Source organism: Mesorhizobium sp. Cs1299R1N1 (assembly GCF_037179655.1).
GTDB lineage: Bacteria > Pseudomonadota > Alphaproteobacteria > Rhizobiales > Rhizobiaceae > Mesorhizobium > Mesorhizobium salmacidum.
The window spans coordinates 491,788-515,326 of the sequence record NZ_JAPYKR010000003.1; the positions used below are offsets into that span (position 1 = coordinate 491,788).

Sequence of the window (23,539 nt, forward strand, 5' to 3'; positions counted from 1 at the left end):
GAGATGGTTGATTATCCGGAAATTGGCCTCGCCTATATCCGTCTCACCGAGAAAACGGAGAGACTTCCATGACATCTGACCAAACAAGTACGGGCCAAGCCAGGGCGGCGATCGTGACCGGCGCCTCGAAGGGCATCGGCGCGGCGATCGCGCGGCGGCTCGCCGGCGACGGTATCGCCGTCGTCGTCAATTATGCGCGGGGACAAGCGGAGGCCGAGGCGCTGGTGCGCGCCATCGAAGCCGATGGCGGCAAGGCGATCGCCGTGCAGGCCGACATCGCCGATCCGGCCGGCATCGCCAGCCTTTTCGATGCCGGCGAGAAGGCGTTCGGCGGAATCGACATCCTTATCAACAATGCCGGCATCATGAAGCTTTCGCCGATCGCGCAGGCCGATGACGCCTTCTTCGACACCCAGGTCGCGATCAATCTCGGCGGCGTGTTCCGTGGCATGCGCGAAGGCGCAAAACGCCTTCGCGATGGCGGCCGCATCGTCAATTTCTCGAGCAGCGTGGTCGGCCTCTACCAGCCGGGTTACGGCGTCTATGCCGCCACCAAGGCGGCGGTCGAGGCGATGACGCATATCCTGGCCAAGGAGCTTGGCGCGCGCAGCGTCACCGTCAACGCGGTGGCGCCCGGACCGGTCGAGACGGCGCTGTTCACGGACGGCAAGAGCGCGGCGCAGATCGAGGCCACCGCCAAAATGATCCCGCTCGGCAGGCTCGGCCAGCCCGACGACATCGCCGGCGTGGTCTCGTTCCTGGCCGGGCCGGACAGCGGCTGGGTCAACGGGCAAATCATCCGCGCCAATGGCGGTGTGATCTGAGGCGGCAGGCCGCTGCTGCCTTGCCAACCTTCTCCATCCCAAAACCTGAAAAGAAACAAGGAAAAGATCATGCCGTTCGCCAACATCAAGATGCCGCAGGCGGCGCTCTCCAAGGCGCAGAAGGAAGACCTCATCCATCGCACGACGGCCATGTTCGTCGACTTTTTCGGCGAGGGCGTGCGGCCCTACACGATGGTGCTGGTGGAGGAAGTCGCCGACGGCGGCTATGGCCGCGCCGACGAGGTTTTCATCGTGCCGGAAGCTTTTCGCGCCAAGGAATAGGCCTCCGAACGCGATACCCGCCATATGACGACTGGTGGCGGCGCACGCCAACGTCCACTCTGCCCGCGGGGGCGACATGTATCAGCGGCGGCGGCCGGGTGGGCAGCTCTTGGCTGTCCACCTGTCTCGCTTCGTTCAGGGCGGCGTCTCAAAACTGGCCCGCCGAACAGTGGCGTTTGTCACGCCGGCAGGTTCATCTGTTTTCGAAGGCTTTTGTCGAAGGCATTCGCGGGAACAAACCGTCGCAGCAGGTACAGGCGGCGCGCCTGCTTGCTGGCGGGATAGCGCAGCTTCGGTAATGTCGCGGTGGCCGCGGTGACGACCGCCTGGCCGACGATCTCGGGAGCATCGCCGGCTTCGATCGCACTGTTCCAGACCGCGGTCGCCGTTGCCCGCGCCTGATCATAGACGCTCATCATCCTGTCCGGCTTCGTCGCATTGTGATCGAGAGCGGTGCGGGTGAAGGCCGGTTCGACCAGCAGGACGCGAATACCGAAGGGACGGACCTCATGATCCAGCGATTCGGAATAGCCCTCGACGGCATGTTTCGTGGATGTGTAGAGCGCGCTGAACGGGCTGGGGACAAAGCCGACGACCGAACTGATGTTGACGATCCGGCCGCTGCCTTGGCGCCGCATGACCGGCAGCACCTCGTTTGTGACGCGGATGAGACCGAAAACGTTGACGTCGAAAAGGGCTTTTGCCTGTTCGACCGACGATTCTTCCGCACCCGCGATCAGTGCATTGCCGGCATTGTTGACGAGCAGGTCGATGCGCCCGGCCTGGCTTACGACCTCCGACACCATGCGTGCGACGGAGTCCGCCTCGGTCACGTTGCAGCTCAGCATGGTGATCCCGGCCGGCGACCCGGTTGCGGCTTTCCGGCTCGTGCCGAAGACGCGGTAGCCGGCCGACAGAAGGGCCTTGGCCGTTGCAAGCCCGATACCGCCGGCGGCCCCGGTGACGACGGCGACGCCGCGATTTTTGGTATTCATTTCAATATCCTTCGAGATGTACGGGTCATGGCGCTTGTGCTGACGCACGGGTCAGCAGCGCACGCTCAGGTGAAGCATGGGGTGATGTTCGTAATGCCCGGCGCCATTCCTCACGATGGGGTCTTGCGAGGTTATCGCCTGGATGTCCTGGCCCTCGGCGATCCGGTAGAGCGACAGGCCATAGCCGCCGCGTGGATCCATCACCGGACCATGGGCGACGATCAGTCCGCGATCGAGCAACTCGTCCAGAAAGGCGCCATGCTGCTTCATCCATTCCCGCTCGTCGCCGGTCATGGTCGCGAGAAAGTCGGCGCGGGGCGGGATGTACTTGCACAGATAGAACTTCATTTGGGAACTCCAGCGGCGCGAGTCCGGCCGTCACCTTCACTTTTCGGTGGAACGGCTTCGCGGGATCAGATACTATCAAATTAGTAGTAAGTCACTATCAAAATGGTATCGACGTGAAGAATCTTTCCAACCAGCCCTGTTTGATCGCCCGCAGCCTCGGCTCGGTGGGCGACACGTGGAGCATGCTGATCATGCGTGACGCCCATGCGGGGCTCAGCCGTTTCGACGAATTTCGCAAGAACCTCGGCATCGCCCCGACGATGCTGACCAGCCGGCTGGCAACCCTGACGGAGGAAGGCCTGCTGGAGAAGCGGCGATATTCAGAGCGGCCGCCACGCGATGAATATGTGCTGACCCAGGCGGGTCAGGATTTGCTTCCCGTGCTGTTTTCGCTCGCCGCATGGGGGGCAAGGCACCGGGGCGGCGGCGATTTCACCCGGTTCTTCGACGCCGAGACAGGAACCGAAATCGACCCGGTCAGCATCGATCGCGGGACCGGAGCGCCGATCGGCAGCCGTCCCATCCAGATCGTGATGCCCAAGCTGCCTGACGATCCGTCGGACTGACTGGTTGCGTAGCCTCCGCTCCGGAACGGACGAGAGTTCAGGTGGCCCTTCGCCGGATCAGCCGCTCTTCTTCGCGCCGACCCAGTCGACCGCGATCTCGGCGAACAGCCAGTCGCGGAAGGCCCTGATCTTCTTCTGGCGCAGCGCGCCTTCGGGATAGACGACGTAGTAGCTGGCCGCTGATTTCAACGCCAGGTCGAAGGGCCGGACCAGCCGGCCTGCCGCGAGGTCGGCCGAGACCAGTGCACTGCGGCCGAGCAGCACGCCTTCGCCATGCACCGCGGCCTCGACGGCGAAGGTGGCGGAATCGAAGCGCACGCCGCGTTTGGGGTCGATGCCTTCGACGCCTGCCTGTTCAAGCCATGTCGCCCAGTCGATGCGGAAGGCGTCGTGGATCAGCTTGTGATGCCTCAAATCCCCGGGCTGCCGCAGCGGATGGTCGCCTTCCAGGAGTTCGGGACTGCAGACGGGGAAGACCTCTTCATCGGCGAGGAATTCCGCCGTCACCCCGGTATAGCCGCCACGGCCGTAGCGGATGGATATGTCGATGCCGTCGCTGACGAAATCGGCCAGCACGCCCGAGGTCGCCAGCCGCACGTCGATGTCGGGATTGGCGCGATGAAAGCGATGCAGCCTCGGCACCAGCCAGCGCCCGGCGAAACCATCCGACGTGCTGACGTTGAGGATGCGGGTCGAGCGGTCGGGCGTGGCGGCGATGGTGGCGGCGGCGATCTGGTCGAGCGCCTTGCCGACCTCCGCCGCATAGGCCGCGCCGACAGCGGTGAGGCGCACGGAGCGTGTGCCGCGATCGAAGAGCTGGATGCCCAGCCTGTCCTCGATGTTGCGGATGGCGCGGCTGACCGCGCCATGGGTGAGGTTGAGCTCTTCGGCGGCCTTGGAGAAACTCAAATGTCTGGCGGCCGCATCGAAGGCGGGCAAAGCGGTGAGGGGCGGCAATCTGCGCGGCATGGTTCGACCTGTGAGTGTTGCTCACAAATCCTGCACAAAGAGTCGTTTGTCGTCCAGCCGCGAATGACCCAATATTCAGGCGTATCAAGCATCCATACCGGACTTCCGGTTCATCGATGTGCTGAATTGACCAGACAAGTGTGAGCAATCGTCATGCTCGCCCCGCCCGGGCGATATCGGCAGGCTTGCGCCCAGTGAAACACAGGAGACGGATCATGACCTTGACCCTTCGACCCATCGGCACCGTGGTGAGCGGCCTTGCCATGCGAAGCGCGGCAGCGTTCGAGCGCCGCCGCACGCTGCGCCAGATCTCCCGGCTTTCCGATCGCCGTTTGCATGACATTGGCCTCGAACGCGACTGGGACGGTTCCGTCCTTGGCAATGGGAGGGCGATATGACCAGCACCCTGATCATCGGCGCGACCGGGCTTCTCGGCAGCGAGATGGCGAAGGCCAGCGCGCGCAATGGCGACAGCCTCCATGTCCTCGTCCGGTCGACCACATCAGTCAATGAAGCGCGGATGCGCCCGCTCAAGGAATTGGGCGCCACGGTGCATGTCGGCGATCTCGACGACTACGACAGCCTTGTGCGCGCCGTCGGCAAGGTCGATCGTGTCATCAGCTCGGTGCATGTCGGTTCGGCCAGCGAGATGACGCTGGTGCGCGCCGTCAGGGATGCCGGCGTCTCCCGCTATGTGCCGTCCGCCGGCTTCGGCCTCGACTTTGCGGCCGCCGCACCCGGTTCGATCGAACCGCTCGACATCAAGCGGGCCGTCTTCGACGCAGTCAGGGAGGCCGACCTGCCCTATACCGTGATCTACACCAACGGCTTCTTCTCGACCTGGGTGGCGACACTGGGCGACCTGACGCGCTTCGGTTCGTCGCCATTGCCGCCCGACGAGGTGACGCTCTATGGCGACGGCAATGTGCCGGCGACGTTTGTCAGCGAGAAGGATATCGCGGCGGTCACCTTGCGTGCGCTGGAGGATCCCGACGCCGTTCGCAGCGAAATCCGGATCGCGCAGAACAAGATCACGCAGGGCGCGATGATCGAGCTGTGGCGCCGGGTGAGCGGCCGCTCGCCGCGCGTCAAGCAGATGAGCGCCGAGGAGCTTGAAGCGCTGATCGCGGCGGTTCCCGGCCTTGGATTGCTGCGCGCATTCTGGATCCGCGGCGAGACCGCGCTTGAGACGGCCACGCCTGAAGCGGGTGAGCTTTATCCGGAACTGAGGTTTGAAAGCATCGAAAGCGCTTTTGTGACGATGGCGGGCGCGGGTGGGCGGAGGTTGTGAAGGCAAAGGTGGCACTCTACGGCGCCCCCCTCTGTCCTGCCGGACATCTCCCCCTCAAGGGGGGAGATTGGCAGCTCGGGCGCCGGCGTTCCCCTTGTAACTTTGGAGATTGGCGAAGGCCGTCGCGACATCCGATCTCCCCCCTCTCGTGGGGGAGATGTCCGGCAGGACAGAGGGGGGCGCCGTAGAGCGCGGCGGACATGGTTGGCGTTGCGGCAGTGGTTGACCCGACAGCCCATCCAGCCGATAGGTCCGCGCGAACAGCCCGAGACCTGCCGATGCCAAACCTCAAAGATGCAACCCGCGCCGCCGACGCCGCCTGGCAGGACGACGTCCGCGCCGGGGTGCGCCATGCGCGCGACCTCGCCTCCTTGCCGCTCTCGCCGGCCGAACGTGAGGCCGCGCAAGCCGCCGCCACGCTCCACAAGGTGCGCGCGCCAAAGAGCTATCTCGACCTGATCGACTGGAACGATCCCGCCGATCCGATCCGGGCGCAGGTGATCCCGTCGCCTGGGGAATTGGACGAGGCGGAGGGCGAGCTCGGCGACCCGATCGCCGATCACCAGTTCAGCCCGGTGCCTCGCCTGACGCATCGCCATGCCGACCGGGTGCTTTTATTCCCGACCTATCAATGCGCGGTCTATTGCCGGTTCTGCTTCCGCAAGGAATCGCTGACCTCGATCGGCCGGGGCTATACGCGCGAGGCGCTGGGGCCGGCGCTGGCCTATATCGCCGGCCACCCCGAAATCCGCGAGGTGATCCTGACCGGCGGCGATCCGCTGTCGCTGCCCGATGCGGCGCTTGCCGAAATCCGTGCCCGCATCGAGACCATCCCCCATGTCCGGCTCTTGCGCATCCACACGCGTGTGCCGGTGGCGTTGCCTTCGCGCATCACGCCAGGGCTCGTCGCGGCACTGCAGGGCCGGCTGATGGTGACGGTGGTCACCCACTTCAACCACGCGCGCGAGATCACCGATGCCACCGAAGCGGCTTGCCGCGTCTTGCGGCAGGCTGGATTCGTGCTGCTCAACCAGAGCGTTCTGCTCAAGGGCGTCAACGATACGGTCGAGGTGCTGGAAGAGCTCTGCCGCGAGCTGATGTACCGGCTGGGGACAAAACCCTATTATCTGCACCATGGCGACCTGGCGCGCGGCATGGCGCACCGCCGCACCACGATCGCCGAAGGCCAGGCGCTGGTGGAAGCGCTGCGGTCCCGCCTGTCGGGCATCTGCAATCCGGTCTATGTGATCGACCTGCCGGATGGGGGAGGCAAGGTGCCGCTCGGACCTTGCCATGTCGAGCAACAGGACGGGCAGAGCTGGCGGATACGCGGGCTGGATGGGGAGGTGAGGGATTATCGCGAGGTGGTTGGCGAATAGGCCGATGCCTATTCTGCAATAAACGCCAGCACGACCACGCGCGCGGCGATGCAGTATGCGATGCTGACCTTGCGGCCGGTGCTCGTTGTCGCGTGGCCGGTCTCGAGGTCCACGGCGATGTCCTCATAGCCCAGCACCTCGCGATCCAGCGGATAGGCAGCCTTGTAGACCGCTTCCTTGGCGGCGAAGAGGATGCGGCCGGCGAGCTGCCGGTCGGCTGCACCCATCCGGTCGGCGGGAATGGCTACGAGCGAGAAAATGTCGTCGGGCAGGGGCAGCGCCGGCTCGACGTCGATGCCGAGCGAGCCGATGCAGGCAACGGGCGCGACCGCCGCCACCGCCATGTCATCGTCATGCGCGAGCGAGCCCGTTATCCCCTCCGGCCAGGCGGGTGCACCTGATGGAGTGCGCAAGAGGGCGAAACCGTCGAAACCGGCGTCCGCCAGCAGCCGGTGCGCGATCCAGCGCGCCGCGCCACTGGCCCGCCGCATGGCCGGCTGGCGTGCGGGGATCGAGCCTGCCTCCGCCGGCAACAGATGGGCCTCGTCGCCGTCGCGGATGATCCGGCAACCGGTGCGGACCCCGGCCGGGGCCATGGCGGCCATGGCGCGCGCCAGGGCGATTTCCTCGGACGGATCGGCTGATGGCGTCATCGGTCGCCGGCCGGGAGAACGAGATCGGCGATCATTTCGCCGTCCTCATCGAGCCCCTCCTCGACGAAACCGGCGCTGCGGTAGAGCCGCCGTGCCGCCTCGTTCTCCGGTTCGTAGCATATCGACACGTGCCTGATGTGGCCGAGCCCGCGGATTTCCTCCAGCACCGCCCGCAGCGCGGCCTTGCCGTAGCCCTGGCCCTGCCAGGCGCGGTCGATCATGAAGCGGTAGATGCGCGCCTCGTCGTCGTCCCGTGGCGCCTCGTACATCAGGAATCCGACAAGCTGGTCCCCGACTATGACGGCGCGCGGCCGCGCGTCCCGATCGGATCCGGCTTCGCGCAGGGAGTCCGCATTGCTGGCGACGAAATCCATCTGCTCCGGCGCCAGCTGCAACGCGGTGACCAAAGCGCGATTGGCCTTGGTCACGGGAGCGATACGGATGTCCACTGTGCCTTCCGATCGCTCTGCCACGTAGCCTCCGATGATATCGGGCTCAAGCGTCAGGACGCCCTGGAGCCGTCTTCCATGATCGGCTCGACGAACCGGTGCAGCTTGGCCGGGTTGCCGCGCCAGATGGAGTTGGGCTCCAGCTCTTCGCCCTTCATCACGAAGGAATCGGCATCGACCATCGATCCCTTGCCCATTACAACGCCGTAATGGACAAAGGCGGAGGGCCCGAGCGTGCAGCCATCGCCGATGCGGATGAAATCGGACTTGAACGCGCCTTCCTCCAGCGAATGGGCCTGGATGACGCAGCCCTCATTGAGCGTCACATCGTCGCCAATCTCCACCAGCGAACGCTCGGTCAGGTTGGCGCCGCCGTCATAGACGCGCTTGCCCACCTTGACGCCCAGCATGCGCAGGATCATCGGCCGGAACGGCGTGCCGCCGAACAGGCGCACGATAGGCGAATCCGCCAACTTCCAGTGGCGCTCATGGCGCCAGAAGGTGACGTCGTAGATCGTCGTTATCCGCGGCTTCAGCCTACGGAAACCAAGGCTTGCCCGCTCGACGAAGATGTAGAACGGAATGGTGATCGCCGAGGTCAAAAGCACCGCCGCGAAGAGGGCGATTTCCGCCCATTCGGTATAATAGTTGAGCGCCCGGTCCCAGATCGCCAGCGTGGCGAACAGCATGACCCATTGCGTGGCCATGAACAGGAGGATCGTCACCAGATTGTGACGGTTCTTGAGCGGGATGCGCTGGCGCCGGTCTGCCTCGTCGATGCCGGCGATGAGTTCCTTGTCGCGGTTCACCATGCGCGGGATTTCAAAGGGCGGCGAGCCCAGAAGGCCGACATTCTCGCGCAACGGCCCGTCGATCGGGACCATCACCTTGGTGCCGAGCAGGACGTTGTCGCCCGTGCGTCCATCCGGCGGATAGTAGATGTTGTTGCCGAGATAGTTGCGCTCGCCGATCCGCGTCGGCTCGAGCCGGAACGCGGAGGCGGACTTGTGCATGTTGATCATGAAAAGCCCGTCCGACACCATGGTCTCGGTGCCGATCTCGCACAGCAGCGGGTTTTCATGCTGCTGGTTGGAGCCGAAATTGGAGCCGGTCTGCACCACCTTGTTGAGGTTCCAGCCGATGGCGCTCATGTAGTGGACGATGGCCGAGCTGTCGCCGAACAGCAGCCCGAGCACGCGTGAGTTGCTCGAGAACTCGGCGACCGTCTGCAGCCAGTAGCGAAAGCCGTAAAGCGTGTAGGTGCGGCCGGGTTTCAGGATCAGGCTGAACAGGCGCGGCACCACCGTGGCGGCGAGGAAGGCCGAGGCGATGTAGCCGAAAAGCGTGACCGTGGTGCCGATCGCCACGATGCCGATCGTCTCCTGATAGTCGTCGCCGACATTCTCCCAATAGCTGTGGAACAAAAGCGGCAGCGGGGTGACGATGGCAAACAGCCCTATCAGCTGCACGGCTTCGTAGAGGAAACGCCGGATGCGGGGAGGGTTGACGTTGCGCACCTTGCAATAGTCCGCCGTGGTCGGCACCGCCGGCGATCCATGCCAGTGTTCGCCGTCCGGGATGCTTTGCCCGCGCTGCAGCGAGGACGAATGGCCGAGCTGCCCGCCTTCGCCGATCGCGGTGTCGATGTCGAGCGTGCAGCCGACGCCGACGAAGGCGTCACGGCCGATGGTCAGCGGCCCGGTGTGGATATAGCCGGCCTGGGCACGATAGCCGAGGATCAGCGATTCCTTGCGCAGGATCGTACGGTCGCCGATCGAAATCAGGTCCGTGCACACGGGCACGGCACGGGATTCGATGACCACGTTCTTGCCGATCCTGGTTCCCAGAAGCTGCAGGTACAGGCTGTAGAGCGGGCTTCCGCGGAACAGCACGACGGGTGCCGTGCGGATCAAGGTCTTGACCACCCAGAAGCGATAGTAACGCAGGCCCCAGATCGGGAACACTTCCGCCTTCCAGCGGCCGACCAGCACCCATTTGGCGGCAACGGCAAAGCCCGACATGCCGAAGAACACGCCGGCCGAGAGCACCACGCACCTGACATAAAGCTGAAGCGGGTCGTCGAGCGTGTCATAGACCCAGTTGAGGCCGTCATTGACCGCCCACAACGCCACGTAGCTGTAAAGCGCGTAAAACAGCAACTGCGCCGCGCCGCAGGTCCAGTAGACGAGGTTGGACGCCTGGCGGGTGAGAACGGGCTCGTTGGTGGCCGTCGTCATCTCTTCCGCCACGCTCAGGTGATTGGCCAGGCGCGCCACGGTTGGATAGAGATAGATGTCGCGCATGGACGTCGTCGCCCATTCCTTGCGGGTGCGCACGCGGGCGCAGAAATGCGCCATGAGCAGCGAGTTGGCACCGAGATCGTCGAAGAAATTGTCCTCGACGGACACGTCGTCGAATCTCAGCACGGCGCATAGCGCGTCGGCCAGGAAACGCTCGTCGTCATTGCCGGGCGGCACCATGGCGCGGTCGGCCGAAAGCCGGACGCTCGTCGGTTTGGGAAGCTGGCGAAGATCGACCTTGTTGGAGACCGTCATCGGGATCGCCGGCAGTTCCTCCAGATAGGAGGGCACCATGTAGTCCGGCAGCCGCCGCTTCATCGTCTGGGCGATGTCGGCGCGCGAGAGCGCCGGCTGGCCGGCCTTGGGCGCGTAATAGGCAACGAGCTCGACGCGGCCGGTCTCGATCTCCCAGGTGGTGACGGCGGCCTGCGCGATTTCAGGCTGGTCCAGCAGCACGGCCTCGATCTCGCCGAGTTCGATGCGATAGCCGCGGATCTTCACCTGGGTGTCGATGCGCCCGGCATACTCGATCTCGCCGGCGTCGTTGATCCGGCCAAGATCGCCGGTGCGGTAGATGCGCTTGGACGGGTTGTTCGGCAGACCGAGGAAATCGGCGATGAACTTCTGTTCGGTCAGGTCCGGCCTGTTGAGATAGCCGACCGCCAGCCCGATGCCGGCAATGCCGATCTCGCCCAGTTCACCTGGTTCGGCAAGTTGCGGCAGCGAAGGGTCGAGAATGACGATCGAATAGGTGGGCAGCGGCGCGCCGATCGTCACCGGCCGGTCCGGCATTAGTGCACCCATGGTTGCCGTGACGGTCGCCTCGGTCGGGCCATAGGTATTGAGGATCTGCCGGCCGGGCTTCGACCAGCGCGCCACCAGATTGTGGGGGCAGGCCTCGCCGCCCACCAGCAGCGTGCGCAGGCTGGGCACGTCCGACGTCATGGACGACAGAAGCGTCGGGCTGCAGGCCATGCAGGTGATGTCGTGATGGCGCAGGAAATCGGCGAGCTCTTCGCCCACCAGAGGCATCTGGCCCGGTGCGGGCACGACGGTCGCGCCGGCGACGAACGGCACCCAGATCTCCTCGGAGGAAAAGTCGAAGGCGATGGTCATGCCCTGGTAGACGCGATCGCCCGGCCGGTAGCCGTAGGACGCGGCGGCGACGCGGATAAAGTTGACAAAACTCTGGTGGCGGATGGCCACGCCCTTGGGCCTGCCGGTCGTGCCCGACGTATAGAGGATATAGCAGATGTCTTCGATCGCAGTGGCGGCCGGCGCCTTGTGCGGCTTCAGCGGCGCGTCGGACTGGGCTGATATTTCGGCGGCGGCGCTGTCGATCAACAGATGCGGAACCGGCAGCTGGTCGGCCCGCGATGCATAGGTGGCGATGGTGACGATCAGGCTGACGTTGGCGTCTTCGATGATGAGCGCCATGCGCTCTTCGGGAAAGGCGGTCGCCAGCGGCACGAAGGCGGCGCCCGCCTTCGCCACGGCGAGCAGGGCCACATAGGTTTCCGCGGACCGGTCGAGAATGAGGCCGACGCGGTCGCCCGGCCGCACGCCACGCTTGACCAGCAGGCGGGCGAACTGGTTGGCACGGCTATCCAGCTCCTGATAGGTCCAGCCGCGGCCCTCCGAGATCACCGCCGGCAGCGTGGCGAATGTTTCGGCGAGTTGCTCGAAGACCTTGTCGAGCCGCTCGCCCGGCTGACCTGCCCGGGCAAAATCGGCACCCACCAGGACCTGGCTGCGCGCTCCGGAGGCAATTCCCGCAAGCGCATCGGCGCTGTCGGGGCTGGTCTCGGGCTCTCCGCCCGATCTTGCCGCTTCCCTGTCCAGTTCGGCGATATCGATACCGTGGTCCATTTCCAAACTTTCTCGTCCTGGCGAAGCTCTCACAGGCACATCTCGATCATGCCGCCGCTCGAGCAGGCATTGTCGGCTGCGCCGCCGCTGCAATTTGATCGTTGTTGATGGAGGTGGAATGACCGAAGCTTCCAAAACGGAAGATTCCGGTATCCCGACCGGCGATCGCTGACCGCCGGGTCCTCTTTGGCCGGGCGGTTATCACAGTATCGACCGCTCCGTCTTCACATGTTCGGGAGCATGGACGCGGGGGATCGCCTGGGCACCGCGCACGGCGAGCGACATGCCGGGCAGGGCACCCATCCATCCGTTCGAACCTCGTTGCATCGCCCGTACCCAAACCCCGTATGCCTTGCGCGGCGGCCAGATTTCCGGCCGTTGAGGGATGCTTATGCCATCCGATCTTTTCGCCAGTTTTTCCGAACTGTTGAAACTTGTTTCTGGATTGTGTCTGGGCGCGCCCTTCCGGCTGGCCGCTGCCGCCGGTTTCGGCCTTCCAGAAAAATCTCACCGCCCCCGGGAATAAAGCGGAGCCCTTGCGGGTCTTCTCTGCAAGCGGCGGCCACGGCTTGGCCCCCCGTCATTCCTTCAAAAAGTAGCCACAACTCAACAGAGGAGATCACCATGTTCAGCATGTCACGCCGCACAGTGCTTCAATCCGCCGCCGCCGCTGCCGCCCTTGGCCTTGCCGGCAAGCTGGAATTCACCCGGCCCGCTTTCGCGCAGACGCCGGTGGAACCCACAGTCGGCTTCTACAAATACTCGGTCGGCGATATCGAGGTCACCGCCATCTATGACGGCATCTGGAAGAGGCCGCATGACCCGGCCTTCATCAGGGATGTCTCGGTCGACGACACCAAGGCGGCACTCGCCAAGGCGGGGCTGACCACCGACTTCATGCCCATTCCGCTCACCGTCGCCGTGCTCAAGATGGGCGGCAAGCTGATCATGATGGATGCCGGCTCCGGCGTCGGCCAGTGGCAGGCCAACGCCACGCATCTGCCGGCCAACATGGCCGCCGCCGGCATCGACTACAAGGCGATCGACACCATCATGATCTCGCATTTCCACCCCGACCATGTCTGGGGCCTGATGGAGAAGGGCACCAACACGCCGGTGTTCCCCAATGCCGAGCTGATCGTCAACGCCACCGAGTACGTCTGGTGGACCGATCCCAGCCGTCTGGCCAAGCTGCCCGAGGGCCGCAAGCCGGCGGGCAAGCGCATCGCCGAGAACTTCCCGAAATGGAAGAACTGGAAGCTGGTCGAGGACGGCGCCGAGGTCATGCCCGGTATCCAGATCATCGCCGCGCCAGGCCACACGCCCGGCCACTCGGTGTATCTCGCCAATTCCGGCAAGGAGCAGCTGATGATATCGGCCGACACCATGTATGTGCCGGCGCTGCTGGCGCCGCATCCGGAATGGCAGGGCGCTTACGACCAGGACGGGCCGACGGCGATCGCCACGCGCCACAAGATCATCGACCGGGTGATCGCCGACAACATCCGCATTTCCGGCTCGCACTTCCCGTTCCCCGGCACCGGCGTCTTTGTGAAAGACGGCAGCGCCTATGGCTTCACTCCGGTCCAGATTTGAGCGCCAGCACCCAACCCAAGCGAGAAAGACAATGAAACAATCCTTTTTGGGCAGAAACGCCGTGTTCGGCCTGCTCGGCGCCATTGCCGTGCTGACCGTCGTTCCCGTCGCCACAATCATGCCGGCCTTTGCGGTGGACGACATCGAGGGCGCCGACGCGCCCGACCTCACCGCCGTCAAGGCCAAGCTCGACGCCAGGGACTATAAGGGCGCGCTGGCCGATCTGCGGGACCTCGCGCAGGACAACCAGCAGGCCGACGTCTATAATTTGCTCGGCTTCACACTGCGCAAGACCGGCGACTTCGACACCGCGCTGACCTACTACAACAAGGCGCTGGAGTTGAAGCCCGACCACAAGGCGGCCCGCGAATATCTGGGCGAGCTCTATGTCGAGACCGGCGATATGGCCAAGGCCAATCAGCAACTGGCCTCACTGCAGCAACTCTGCCCGGCCGGCTGCGAGGAGCTTTCCGACCTGCAAAAGGCCATCGACACCAAGGTGACGAAGTAAGTTCCCCCTCACCCGGATTGCCAACCGAATTGCGAAGGGCAATTCGGGGCAATCCGACCTCTCCCCGAGGGGAGAGGAGGAAGCCGGCACAAGCGCAAGCCTCTTCTCCCCAGCGGGGAGAAGGTGGCCGCGCAGCGGCCGGATGAGGGGGCCTTGGCGCGAACCCGTCCCCAACACACCAAAATTCGGGCGCTCGTGGCTGGCGCCCATTGCCGGAGCCGGCGCCTCTCCCTCGAGCCGGCTCCGGCCCTTTCAGACATCACATTCGGCAGGCGCCATTCCCGCTTGGCGTCGCCTGTGCCCAAAATATTGGAGCCGACCATGACCCTGAACCAACGCGCCGCGAAGCTGCTCGCCACCAGACTGTATCTGAGGGACGTGGCGCTGCTCGCCGGCCGCCTGCTTTTGTCCCTCATCTTCCTGCATGAGGGCGCCACGCTGGCCACCCATTTCGAAGGCGCCGCCAAGGCAATGGCGGCGCTTGGCGTCGGCCTGCCGCTGTTCATCGCTATCGTAGCCCTGCAACTGGGGGCAGGGCTTTCCGTCGCAACGGGCCTGCTGACGCGGCTGGGCGCCATCGGGCTCGGCCTGTTCTGCCTTGCCACCGCAACCCTGTTCCACACCAACTTCGCCAGCCAGAACGAACTGCTGCATTTTGAAAAGGATCTTGCGATCGCCGGCGGCATGTTCGTGCTGGCCGCGGCCGGCGCCGGCAGGTTCTCGCTGGACTGGCTCCTAGCCGGCTACCTGCAGCAGCGGCGGCGCGACAGGGACATGGTGGCGGCGCTGCTGGCGGTGGAGACCAGTTTTCCCTGAGGCTGCCGGTTTGAGCGGGGCTGAGCCCGCGCGCCTCGTCCAAGCACGCTTGCGACACGCACTTTGCTGGAACCAGCCTTGATGCTCCGCATTCTATAAGCAGGGGCTGAAGGAGCGTGACGTGAAAGCGATTGTGGCACTGGTCAGCGGCTTCGTTTTGACGCTGGCGGTTTTCGGCAGCGGGCTCGCCTTCGCCGCCTGGTTGCTTGCCGCCAAGCCCGCGCATGAGGCAAGGCCGACCGTCAGCGTGGCGGAGCTCTGGACCAGGAACGCGCGGCCGGTGAACAAGGCGGCGCAGAACCTCGAACGCTTGCCGGCCGACCAGCCCGCCCCGCCCGACATCGCCGCCAAGGAGCCGGCACCCGATCCGGCCGCGACCGGCTCGATCGAGCCCGCGGCAAGCGACGCGGCGCTGCCGGCGTCCCATCTCCAGTGGTGCGCCAGCCGCTACCGCTCCTACCATCCCGACGACAACAGCTACTTGTCCTATAGCGGGCGGCTGCGCCCCTGCGTCTCGCCCTATCTCGACGCCGGCGCCGACCAGGGCGCAAAGCCTTCAGCCGACGTCAGCTATGCCGAAACGGGCGACGCCGCTTCGGCGGCCACGGGGCTTTCCGCCGACCATGTCGATTCCTGCTTCAACCGCTACCGCTCCTACCGGCCCGAGGACAACAGCTACCAGCCCTATTCCGGCGGACCCAGGCGCCAGTGCGAATAGCCACCGGATGCGGGACCAGCGCTGCATAATGGGCGCCCTGTGACCCCAACGATCACGCAGATTTTTTGGATCGTTCGGATCGGCGCGGCGTTCATGCCTCACATGAGTGGAGGAAAAGAGATGAGCGACGACCGCGACGACAAGATCAGAACCCGCGCCTATGAGATCTGGCAGCGCGAAGGCGGCGCGCATGGCGACCATGACCGGCACTGGCGCCAGGCCGAGATGGAGATCGACCGGGAAGCCGCCCTGCCGCTGACGGCGGATGACGCGCTGCCGCAGACCGGCGAGATCGCCAGCTCCGACGTTCTGCAGGTTGAAGCGCTGGCGGCACGCACGGGCATATCGGGCGACGAGGCGCAGGAGCTGATCGACAGGCTCGGCACCGACCGCGCCGCGATCGAGCAGGCCGCGCGCAACCTCAAGGCCAAGCGCAGGCGCTGAACGCGAGGCATTTCGAGACAATGCGTTGGCGCGGCTTGATGAGAAGATGATTGATCGAGCCGGTCCCCAAATCCGCAAAGTCAATTCTCTACGACGCCCCCCTCTGTCCTGCCGGACATCTCCCCCTCAAGGGGGGAGATCAGCTGTCACCGCCCCTTTCGCCAATCACCAAGTCGCAAAAGCAGAGCCGGCGGCAAAGCTGCTAATCTCCCCCCTTGAGGGGGAGATGTCCGGCAGGACAGAGGGGGGTAGAGCGCTGTCCTCCGTCATCTGCGCCCGCCACTTCCGTCATCCGCGGCAATGTCGGAACCCTTGGCCGCCTCGGAGGTTCACCCTGTCCCAGCCCCCAGAGGAGATGCACTCATGGACCACGCAAACCACGTCAGGCTCCGCCCCGCCGAACTGACCCCCGACACGCTTGAAGGCGCGACGATCTACGGGCCCAACGACGAAAAGATCGGCTCCGTCGACCATATGCATGGCAGCGGCAAGGTCGTCATCGATGTCGGCGGCTTCCTCGGCATCGGCGCCAAACCGGTCGCCGTCGCCGCCAACGAACTCGATTTCATGCGCGACGAGGACGGCGACGTCCACGCCGTGACCAGCTGGACCAAGGACCAGCTGAAAGCCATGCCCGAACACCGCGACTGACAACAAGAAGGGCTCGGCGATCGCCGGGCCCTTCGCCAAGGGAGAGACCGATGATCAGGAAGCTGAAAGACGGAAAATACCGGCTCTATTCAAGGAAGAAGGACGAGAAGACGGGGAAGCGGCGAAATTTGGGGACGTTTGATACGCGGGAAGCGGCGGAGAAGCATGAACGGGAGGTGCAGTATTTCAAGCGGGGGTGAGGGATTACCGCATCTTGCCGGCTGCATGGCTATCACGACGCGCTCCAGCGACCAGCCTAAGACCGTTGTTGACCCTTTGGAGCCTCGCCATCCTCTGCCTCTGCGTACGAATGGCAGCGCGTACGAATGGCAGCAATGCCCGCATGTCGGGCATTCTTAGAGCCCGGCTCCTCTACTAGGCGGACGCGGACATTGTCGGTGTCCAGGCCACAAGCTAGCTCTTGATCTGCCGGCCGCTGGTGGGCCCGGAGCGGACATTCGACTTGAAAGCTGACGCCTGGGCTGCCATAGAAATTGCGGGTGTCCGGTCAGTTCCGCTGGGCAGGTATGAACGTTGGTCGGGCCGCCAACGGGAGTAGTCCCTTCGGAACGGCTTATGGCCTTTCAGCAACGAGTTCATCTGGGCACTCTGTGTTGTCCTCCGGAGAAGCATTTCTCAGGAGCGAGTTTATGAGAGTCGCAATCCACACCCTTGGCACACGCGGCGACGTGCAGCCCTATCTGGCTCTCGCACTCGGTCTTAAGCAAGCGGGGCACGAGGTGCTGATCGCCGCGCCCTCTCAGTTCGAATCTTTCGTCCGGACGCGTGGGATCGCGTTCGCGCATCTGCCCGCTGAATTCCTCGAGCTGATGGAAACCCCGGAAGCAAAGGCAGCGATGGCCGGCAGTGCCGGCTTCGCTGCCGGCTTCAAGATGATCAAACAGTTCAGGCCGATCGGACGCAAACAACTCACGGCCGAGTGGCAGGCCGCCCGGCAGTTTCGCCCTGAGTTGTTCATTTATCATCCCAAGGCGATCGCCGCGCCGCACATCGCGGAAAAGCAATCCTGTCCAGCCGTTCTCGCCTCGCCCCTGCCAGGCTTTACGCCGACAGCCGCATTTGCAAGCCCGCTGGTTCAGTTCCGTTCGCTTGGTCCCCTCAACAAGCTTACGCACAGTGTGATGGCGCATAGCGGCGATGCGCTCTTTCGTAAAATGGTCGGCGAGTGGCGCGCCACCGAGCTCGAACTCCCGCGGAAACCGGAGAAAAAGCTGCGCCCCCGAGCAACGCTCTATGCTTACAGTCCACACGTCCTGCCCGTTCCGCCCGACTGGCCGGACACGGTTGCAGTGACGGGCTACTGGTTCCTGAGCGGCAATACCGATTGGCGTCCAAACGCACACCTCCAAAGTTTCATAGAGGGTGGGGAGCCGCCTGTTTATGTCGGCTTCGGCAGCATGCCGGGCATCGATCCGCTGTCCTTGACGAAACTCGTGGTTGACGCGCTGGCCAAGGCCGGAAGACGCGGCGTCCTCGCAATCGGCGGCGGCGCCATTAGAAGCGATCTCGGGATCGGTCATGTCCACTTCATCGAGGGCGCACCGCACGAGATGCTGTTCCCGCTCATGTCGGCCTGCGTCCATCACGGCGGCGCTGGCACAACAGCGGCCGCGCTTCGAGCCGGCAAGCCGAACGTCATTTGTCCGTTCTTTGGTGACCAGCCGTTCTGGGCAAAGCGGATCGAGGATCTGGGCGCGGGACCTGCGCCAATCGACAAGAAGAAGCTATCCGCGGACCTGCTGGCCGCGGCCATCGCAGAGGCCACGGGGAGTGCATTTATGCATCAGAGAGCAAGCAAGCTCGGCGAAGCGATCGGGGCCGAAGACGGTGTCGGCAACGCAATTAGCTTCCTTGAACGCCAGCGCCTTCTACGTTGAGGACCAAATTCTAAGCGCCGGCTTTACGAGGGCCGTCTTGGAGCGGCCCAAATCAACACACCCCAACATGTAGGCCGGTGTCCGCTGCCGGCGCGTAGCCGGCCTCCAATTTCCCGTGCGTGCTGCCAGGTTGGCCCACCCCCGTTAACCATTCGTTAACCATTAACCCCCTAGCGTTTACCTCTCAGTAAGGATTCGCTGGCCGTGACCTTTGCCGCCCCCGTCGAAACAAAATCCATTCGTTTTCGCGCCCGTTCGTTCGTGGCCTTTTCGCTCACGCCGGAGGCGCCGATTTCGGCGTGGCTGGAGGGGCTGGATCACTGGATCGGCAATTCGCCGGGGTATTTTGCCGGGCGGCCGGTGGTGCTCGATTTGAACGTGCTGAAGCCCGAGGTCGCCGACATCGCGCTGCTGGTCGCTTCGCTCGGCGCGCGCGGCATCCGGGTCTATGCGATCGAGCTCGAAGGGGCTTCGCTGGGGCTTGACCTGCCGCCGCTTTTGACCGGCGCCAAGGAGGCGACTTCGGACGGCCTGCTTTCCGGCCGCAAGGGCAAGGCGGAGGCGTTGGAAGAAGCCGGCAAGCTGGAGACGGTGTTTTCGGATCGCGGCAAGGACGCCGGCAAGCCCGAAGAGGGCAAGCCGGTCGAAATCAAGGCCGAGGCCGGCAAGGGCAAGGCTGCCAAGGCGGCGGAAGCCGGCGTGGTGGAAGCGGTGCAGGCCGGCACGCTGATGGTCAAGTCGCCGATCCGCTCGGGGCAGTCGATCTTCCATCCGCATGGCGATGTCATCGTGCTCGGCTCGGTCGCGTCCGGCTCCGAGATCATCGCGGCGGGCTCGATCCATGTCTATGGCACGCTGCGCGGCCGCGCCATCGCCGGCTCGCAGGGCAATCGGTCGGCGCGCATCTTCTGCCGCAGGAACGAGGCGGAGCTGATCTCGGTCGACGGCTGGTACACGACCGCCGAGGAGATGGAAGGCGTCTCGCGCGGCAAGGCCGTGCAGGCCTTCCTCGAAGGCGACATGCTCGCCGTCGTGCCCCTGAACTAGGGCGGCGCGATGCTGACGCCCGGTTTCACGGTTCCGGTCCGGACAAGCGCCGAAGCACCGCGCGCAAGCCTCGGACCGGTTTGGGATGGCATGATGGCAGGCTCTGACCGTGCGGCGCACGGCATAACAAACGACAACAGGCAACGGAGGCTTTTTCCATGGGCAAGGTAGTGGTCGTCACATCGGGCAAGGGGGGCGTCGGCAAGACCACCTCGACGGCCGCGCTGGGTGCAGCGGTCGCCAAGACCGGCAAGAAGGTGGCGCTGGTCGATTTCGACGTCGGCCTGCGCAACCTCGACCTGATCATGGGCGCCGAGCGGCGCGTGGTGTTCGACCTCGTCAACGTCATCCAGGGTCAAGCCAAGCTGTCGCAGGCGCTGATCCGCGACAAGCGCGTCGACACGCTGTTCCTGCTGCCGGCCTCGCAGACGCGCGACAAGGATGCGCTGACCGAGCAGGGCGTCGGCGAGGTGATCGACAAGCTGCGGTCGGTGTTCGACTATGTCTTCTGCGACAGCCCGGCCGGCATCGAGCGCGGCGCGCAGCTCGCCATGCGCTTCGCCGACGAGGCGGTCATCGTCACCAATCCGGAAGTGTCGTCGGTGCGCGATTCCGACCGCATCATCGGCCTGCTCGACGCCCGCACCATGCGCGCCGAACAGGGCGAGCAGATCGCCAAGCATGTGCTGGTCACGCGCTATGACGCGGCGCGGGCGGCGCGCGGCGAAATGCTCTCGATCGACGACGTGCTGGAGATCCTGTCGGTGCCGCTGCTCGGCATCATCCCGGAAAGCCAGGATGTGCTGCGCGCCTCCAATCTCGGTTCGCCGGTGACGCTGTCTGAACCGCTCAACAACGCCGCCAAGGCCTATCTCGAAGCGGCAAGGCGGCTGGAAGGCGAAGATTTGCCGGTGGTGGTGCCCTTCGAACGCAAGGGCTTTCTCGACCGTCTGCTCGGAAGGAGGGCCGCATGAGCATCCTCGACCTCTTCAAGCGGCGCACCAGCGCGCCGGTGGCGCGCGAGCGGCTGCAGGTGCTGCTCGCCTATGAGCGCCGCAGCCGTGGCCAGCCCGATCTCGTCTCCATCCTGCGCGAGGAGATCATGGCTGTGATCGCCAGGCATGTGCAGATCGACCAGGATTATCTCCAGGTCTCGATGGATCGCGGCGAGACCATGTCGACGCTGGAAATCGACATCCAGATCCCCAACAAGAGCGCCGTGCCGCTGGCCATGGCGGGGTAAAAACGCCGCGCTTTCTCCTCGCCCCACTCCAGAGGGGGCGAGGAACCCGGATTTTGCCGGGCCGGCACCGTGGGTATGCGTCCAGATCAGTTCAGCGAAAATCTCGACCTGAAGCCCGCGGCGTTGTTGCGATTGGGATAGTCCTGATCCGGTATCGCAACGCCGAGATGGCTGCACAGCGGTTCCCAGCCATCGCCAAGGGCGTGGACCAGCAGCCGCTCCGGTGGCACCCCGGCGTACACCGCACGGACATTGGCCTCGTAGCAGGCAATGGCATGCGCTCGATCGCCAGGCCGGCCGCCGAACACCTGCCTGGCGATCAGGGCAAGGCCCAGCGATTCCCGATCCACGCTTTGCTCAAGTCCCGCCGCGATCGTTTTTTCAAAACTCTCCCACCAGCTTTCGGCCGAACGGTAGGTCAGGATCACCCTGGCATTCGGATAGAATTCGATCAGTTCGCGCCAGTAGTACGCCGAGGGCCAGTCCAGACAGGAGACATAGCCCGAGAGCAGCTGGTTCCAGTCCGGCGCGGCACCTTGGGCCAGCGCGCGCCACATCCGTTTCTGCTCCTCGTTGCCGATCACTTCGTGCATGTGATGACATGGGCCGAAGCCGAGAATGGCCAGCGCCTCGCGCATCGAATCCGTGCCCGTTCGGCCGAAGCCGGTTCCGATCACCTTGATCGACATCTCCACGCCCTCCCGTTCGACCTGCAAACCGTTTGCCGGCACCATATCAGGCCGCACACCACGTTCACACCGTCGCGAACGCCACGGTCCGCGCCGGAGGCTTGGCACCGGCTGCTCGCGGCATCCAAGTCGCCAGTGTCGAAAATTTACATTTTCCACCGGGGGCTTCCCCTGCGGAATAAGCGGATGTAAGGATACATATTAGCAGTTTGTTAAATATCCGGTTTTGGTTGCGTAAGAGGGAGTTCCGTATGAACTTCAAGAGCCTGATCAAGCGTGCTGAAGACGTAGATAACGCACTCCAGGAGTTGCAGGACGATCTGGCGGACGCCCTGGATGCCAGCCTCGATAGCGAATTCGAGTCACCGCCAAAGGGCGACGGTGTCCCCGATGCCGAGTCAGGCGCCGATGCCTCGCCGCCACAAGCCGATGCCGAATATGCGGATGCCGCGGACAATCCGGATGACGCGGGCAATGCCGAAACCGCCAAAACCGCGCCACGACTGACCCCCCACGCCCAGACCCGGCTGGCGGCGTTGAATGCCTTCGAAGGGATGTTCCACGACGCCAGGGATTATCTGGACGAGATCAACGGCAAACTGTCGGAGATCTCGACCTCGCACCATCTGACGCGCGAATTCCTCAACATCCTCCACACCGACATTCTTCGCGCCAACGAGCTGGAGCTCGCGAATGCCGGCCTGATCACGGAGCAAAGAGCGCTGTCGGAAAAGCTGCACGACACGGCGGCAAAGCTGCGCGAGCGTGACGGCGCGTGCGAATTGCTGCAGCAGCGCGAGACAAGTCTGGTCCAGGACCGGGAGACGCTTCGCGCAACGCTTGCGGCGGTAAGGCTCGAGCTCACCGAGACGGCCAATGCCAGCGCCAAACGCGACGCGGAATTCGGCGACATCGCCAACCGGCTGACGGCCAGGACGGTCGAAGCCAACAGGCGCCTGCGCGAGAGCAAGATGCTGCGGGAAAAACATGTCAGCCTCTCGGCCGAGCTCGACAAGGTGCTGAAGCGGGAGACCCAGGCGCGCCACAGGCTGGACGAGCTTTCGACAATCCACGCCAGCGAAGCGGCGCGGCTTGCCGAACTGATGGCGGCGCTCGGCAAGAGCGAGAAAGAGGAGATCCGGCTGCAGAAGGCGCTCGAGGCCACACAGGCCAAGCTGGCGGAAAAGTCCGAGTCGGCCAGCATGATGGAAGGCGACTGGGAAGCCGAACGGGCTCGCGCCCAGACGGAAATGCGCGGATTGCGTTCCGAGATACAAGACCTGGAATCGCGGCTGGAGCGGGCCTCGAACGAGAACAGCGCGGCCGCCGCCGAGATGGCCAGGCTCAAGACCGAGCTGGACGACGCGGTGGCCGAAAAGAAGATCGCCGATGAGAGATTGTCCGCGCTCACGGATGAGAACGAAGCAGACAAGCTGAGCCTTTCCAGGGCGAACGCCAATCTTTCGCAGCTCACGCTGCAACAGGCGTCGGAGGACATACAACGGGATGTCCAGCGGCAGGAATGCGACGATCTGCGGGCCGAAATCGCGTCGCTCAATGCCCGGATCAAGGAATTGCTGCCCTACGAGCGGCTCCACAAGGCCACCAACGGCAGACCGCGAGAGGGCGAGGTGGTGGAGATCGCCGCCGTGGTGGCCGAGAAAGCCCGGGCAACGGGCAGGCGGCCCATCCGCAGGAACCTGCGCGCCACGTCGTAGCTCGGCTCCGCAGGTCTCGTTGCCCAGCGCTTCGGGCTCAGCGTGCGCTGTTCAATGCCGGGCAGTCGAAAGCGGCCGTCGAGGCCGCCAGGCGCACCGCGACCAGTATCTCATCACCTACCGGTCTTCGGTATTGACCGCGCTCGGCGAGACAAGTCTTCTCGACGCGCTCCACGCCCAGCACTTGCTCTACTCGGCTGAGGATTCGCTGCTGCAGAGCCGCGTCCTGCCGGCGACCAACTACGTCGAAATGAGGCGCTCGGCGGCGGTTGAGATGGCGCGG

At 64.5% G+C, this 23,539-nt stretch carries 26 protein-coding genes; 18 read left to right on the forward strand and 8 right to left on the reverse strand.

Annotation, left to right across the window (positions count from 1 at the left end; genetic code table 11):
• The first annotated feature begins 68 nt into the window (after positions 1-68).
• Positions 69-824 (forward strand): SDR family oxidoreductase, encoded by a 756-nt coding sequence (locus tag O7A70_RS09315; protein WP_337140115.1) that lies wholly within the window; start codon positions 69-71, stop codon positions 822-824.
• A 69-nt stretch (positions 825-893) separates the two neighbouring features.
• Positions 894-1,106, forward strand: a complete 213-nt coding sequence (locus tag O7A70_RS09320) for a tautomerase family protein (protein WP_027144271.1) — start codon at positions 894-896, stop codon at positions 1,104-1,106.
• A gap of 179 nt (positions 1,107-1,285) precedes the next feature.
• Here the strand turns inward: O7A70_RS09320 and O7A70_RS09325 are convergent, their stop codons facing one another.
• Together O7A70_RS09325 and O7A70_RS09330 are read right to left on the reverse strand one after the other, a co-directional pair.
• Positions 1,286-2,101, reverse strand: a complete 816-nt coding sequence (locus tag O7A70_RS09325) for an oxidoreductase (protein ID WP_337140116.1) — start codon at positions 2,099-2,101, stop codon at positions 1,286-1,288.
• A gap of 51 nt (positions 2,102-2,152) precedes the next feature.
• Entirely contained in the window at positions 2,153-2,449 is a 297-nt protein-coding gene (locus O7A70_RS09330) for a YciI family protein (protein WP_337140117.1), read from the reverse strand.
• A 113-nt stretch (positions 2,450-2,562) separates the two neighbouring features.
• Here O7A70_RS09330 and O7A70_RS09335 point away from each other — a divergent pair, with 113 nt between their 5' ends.
• Positions 2,563-3,015: a winged helix-turn-helix transcriptional regulator gene (locus O7A70_RS09335; protein WP_337140118.1), complete on the forward strand. Its 453-nt coding sequence runs from the start codon at positions 2,563-2,565 to the stop codon at positions 3,013-3,015.
• Between the two features lie 57 nt (positions 3,016-3,072).
• Here the strand turns inward: O7A70_RS09335 and O7A70_RS09340 are convergent, their stop codons facing one another.
• Complete coding sequence (locus tag O7A70_RS09340) at positions 3,073-3,984, reverse strand: transcriptional regulator GcvA (RefSeq protein WP_337140119.1); 912 nt, start codon at positions 3,982-3,984, stop codon at positions 3,073-3,075.
• Positions 3,985-4,199: 215 nt separating this feature from the next.
• On the opposite strand from O7A70_RS09340, the gene O7A70_RS09345 reads away from it, so the two are divergent.
• The 3 genes from O7A70_RS09345 to O7A70_RS09355 all read left to right on the forward strand — a co-directional run bounded on the left by O7A70_RS09345 (position 4,200) and on the right by O7A70_RS09355 (position 6,654).
• Positions 4,200-4,382 carry a DUF1127 domain-containing protein gene (locus O7A70_RS09345; protein ID WP_337140120.1) on the forward strand — a complete coding sequence of 61 codons (183 nt, stop codon included), beginning with the start codon at positions 4,200-4,202 and terminating at the stop codon, positions 4,380-4,382.
• A complete protein-coding gene (locus O7A70_RS09350; RefSeq protein WP_337140121.1) occupies positions 4,379-5,275 on the forward strand; it encodes an NmrA family NAD(P)-binding protein in 897 nt (298 codons plus the stop codon). The genes O7A70_RS09345 and O7A70_RS09350 overlap by 4 nt, the downstream gene beginning before the upstream one ends.
• Positions 5,276-5,553: 278 nt before the next feature.
• Entirely contained in the window at positions 5,554-6,654 is a 1,101-nt protein-coding gene (locus tag O7A70_RS09355; RefSeq protein ID WP_337140122.1) for a KamA family radical SAM protein, read from the forward strand.
• Positions 6,655-6,662: 8 nt separating this feature from the next.
• On the opposite strand, the gene O7A70_RS09360 is transcribed toward O7A70_RS09355, so the two are convergent.
• The 4 genes from O7A70_RS09360 to O7A70_RS09375 all read right to left on the reverse strand — a co-directional run bounded on the left by O7A70_RS09360 (position 6,663) and on the right by O7A70_RS09375 (position 12,252).
• Positions 6,663-7,307: a 4'-phosphopantetheinyl transferase family protein gene (locus O7A70_RS09360; RefSeq protein ID WP_337140123.1), complete on the reverse strand. Its 645-nt coding sequence runs from the start codon at positions 7,305-7,307 to the stop codon at positions 6,663-6,665.
• Positions 7,304-7,750, reverse strand: a complete 447-nt coding sequence (locus O7A70_RS09365) for a GNAT family N-acetyltransferase (protein WP_337140218.1) — start codon at positions 7,748-7,750, stop codon at positions 7,304-7,306. Before O7A70_RS09365 ends, O7A70_RS09360 begins: the two co-directional genes overlap by 4 nt.
• 59 nt (positions 7,751-7,809) lie before the next feature.
• Positions 7,810-11,925 (reverse strand): Pls/PosA family non-ribosomal peptide synthetase, encoded by a 4,116-nt coding sequence (locus O7A70_RS09370; protein ID WP_337140124.1) that lies wholly within the window; start codon positions 11,923-11,925, stop codon positions 7,810-7,812.
• 201 nt (positions 11,926-12,126) lie between these two features.
• Complete coding sequence (locus tag O7A70_RS09375; RefSeq protein WP_337140125.1) at positions 12,127-12,252, reverse strand: hypothetical protein; 126 nt, start codon at positions 12,250-12,252, stop codon at positions 12,127-12,129.
• Between the two features lie 297 nt (positions 12,253-12,549).
• Here O7A70_RS09375 and O7A70_RS09380 point away from each other — a divergent pair, with 297 nt between their 5' ends.
• From O7A70_RS09380 to minE, 11 genes are all read left to right on the forward strand, one after another.
• Positions 12,550-13,521: an MBL fold metallo-hydrolase gene (locus tag O7A70_RS09380; RefSeq protein WP_337140126.1), complete on the forward strand. Its 972-nt coding sequence runs from the start codon at positions 12,550-12,552 to the stop codon at positions 13,519-13,521.
• A gap of 31 nt (positions 13,522-13,552) precedes the next feature.
• Positions 13,553-14,032 (forward strand): tetratricopeptide repeat protein, encoded by a 480-nt coding sequence (locus O7A70_RS09385; protein ID WP_337140127.1) that lies wholly within the window; start codon positions 13,553-13,555, stop codon positions 14,030-14,032.
• 321 nt (positions 14,033-14,353) lie between these two features.
• Positions 14,354-14,848, forward strand: a complete 495-nt coding sequence (locus O7A70_RS09390) for a DoxX family protein (RefSeq protein WP_337140129.1) — start codon at positions 14,354-14,356, stop codon at positions 14,846-14,848.
• Positions 14,849-14,969: 121 nt separating this feature from the next.
• Positions 14,970-15,566, forward strand: a complete 597-nt coding sequence (locus O7A70_RS09395; protein WP_337140130.1) for a BA14K family protein — start codon at positions 14,970-14,972, stop codon at positions 15,564-15,566.
• A 120-nt stretch (positions 15,567-15,686) separates the two neighbouring features.
• Positions 15,687-16,010, forward strand: a complete 324-nt coding sequence (locus tag O7A70_RS09400; RefSeq protein WP_337140131.1) for a DUF2934 domain-containing protein — start codon at positions 15,687-15,689, stop codon at positions 16,008-16,010.
• 363 nt (positions 16,011-16,373) lie between these two features.
• The gene (locus tag O7A70_RS09405) at positions 16,374-16,661 is read left to right on the forward strand and encodes a PRC-barrel domain containing protein (protein ID WP_337140132.1); all 288 of its coding nucleotides are present in this window, start codon (positions 16,374-16,376) and stop codon (positions 16,659-16,661) included.
• Positions 16,662-16,711: 50 nt separating this feature from the next.
• Complete coding sequence (locus tag O7A70_RS09410) at positions 16,712-16,861, forward strand: hypothetical protein (protein ID WP_140509404.1); 150 nt, start codon at positions 16,712-16,714, stop codon at positions 16,859-16,861.
• 450 nt (positions 16,862-17,311) lie between these two features.
• Positions 17,312-18,559 (forward strand): glycosyltransferase, encoded by a 1,248-nt coding sequence (locus O7A70_RS09415; protein ID WP_337140133.1) that lies wholly within the window; start codon positions 17,312-17,314, stop codon positions 18,557-18,559.
• Between the two features lie 204 nt (positions 18,560-18,763).
• Positions 18,764-19,606, forward strand: a complete 843-nt coding sequence (minC, locus tag O7A70_RS09420) for a septum site-determining protein MinC (protein ID WP_337140134.1) — start codon at positions 18,764-18,766, stop codon at positions 19,604-19,606.
• Between the two features lie 158 nt (positions 19,607-19,764).
• Positions 19,765-20,580 carry a septum site-determining protein MinD gene (minD, locus tag O7A70_RS09425; protein WP_027144292.1) on the forward strand — a complete coding sequence of 272 codons (816 nt, stop codon included), beginning with the start codon at positions 19,765-19,767 and terminating at the stop codon, positions 20,578-20,580.
• Positions 20,577-20,849 (forward strand): cell division topological specificity factor MinE, encoded by a 273-nt coding sequence (minE, locus tag O7A70_RS09430; RefSeq protein WP_027144293.1) that lies wholly within the window; start codon positions 20,577-20,579, stop codon positions 20,847-20,849. Before minD ends, minE begins: the two co-directional genes overlap by 4 nt.
• 86 nt (positions 20,850-20,935) lie before the next feature.
• On the opposite strand, the gene O7A70_RS09435 is transcribed toward minE, so the two are convergent.
• Complete coding sequence (locus tag O7A70_RS09435) at positions 20,936-21,583, reverse strand: sulfotransferase family protein (protein WP_337140135.1); 648 nt, start codon at positions 21,581-21,583, stop codon at positions 20,936-20,938.
• Between the two features lie 206 nt (positions 21,584-21,789).
• Here O7A70_RS09435 and O7A70_RS09440 point away from each other — a divergent pair, with 206 nt between their 5' ends.
• Positions 21,790-23,256, forward strand: coding sequence for a hypothetical protein (locus O7A70_RS09440; protein ID WP_337140136.1), 1,467 nt, complete (start codon positions 21,790-21,792; stop codon positions 23,254-23,256).
• Positions 23,257-23,539 lie beyond the last annotated feature (283 nt).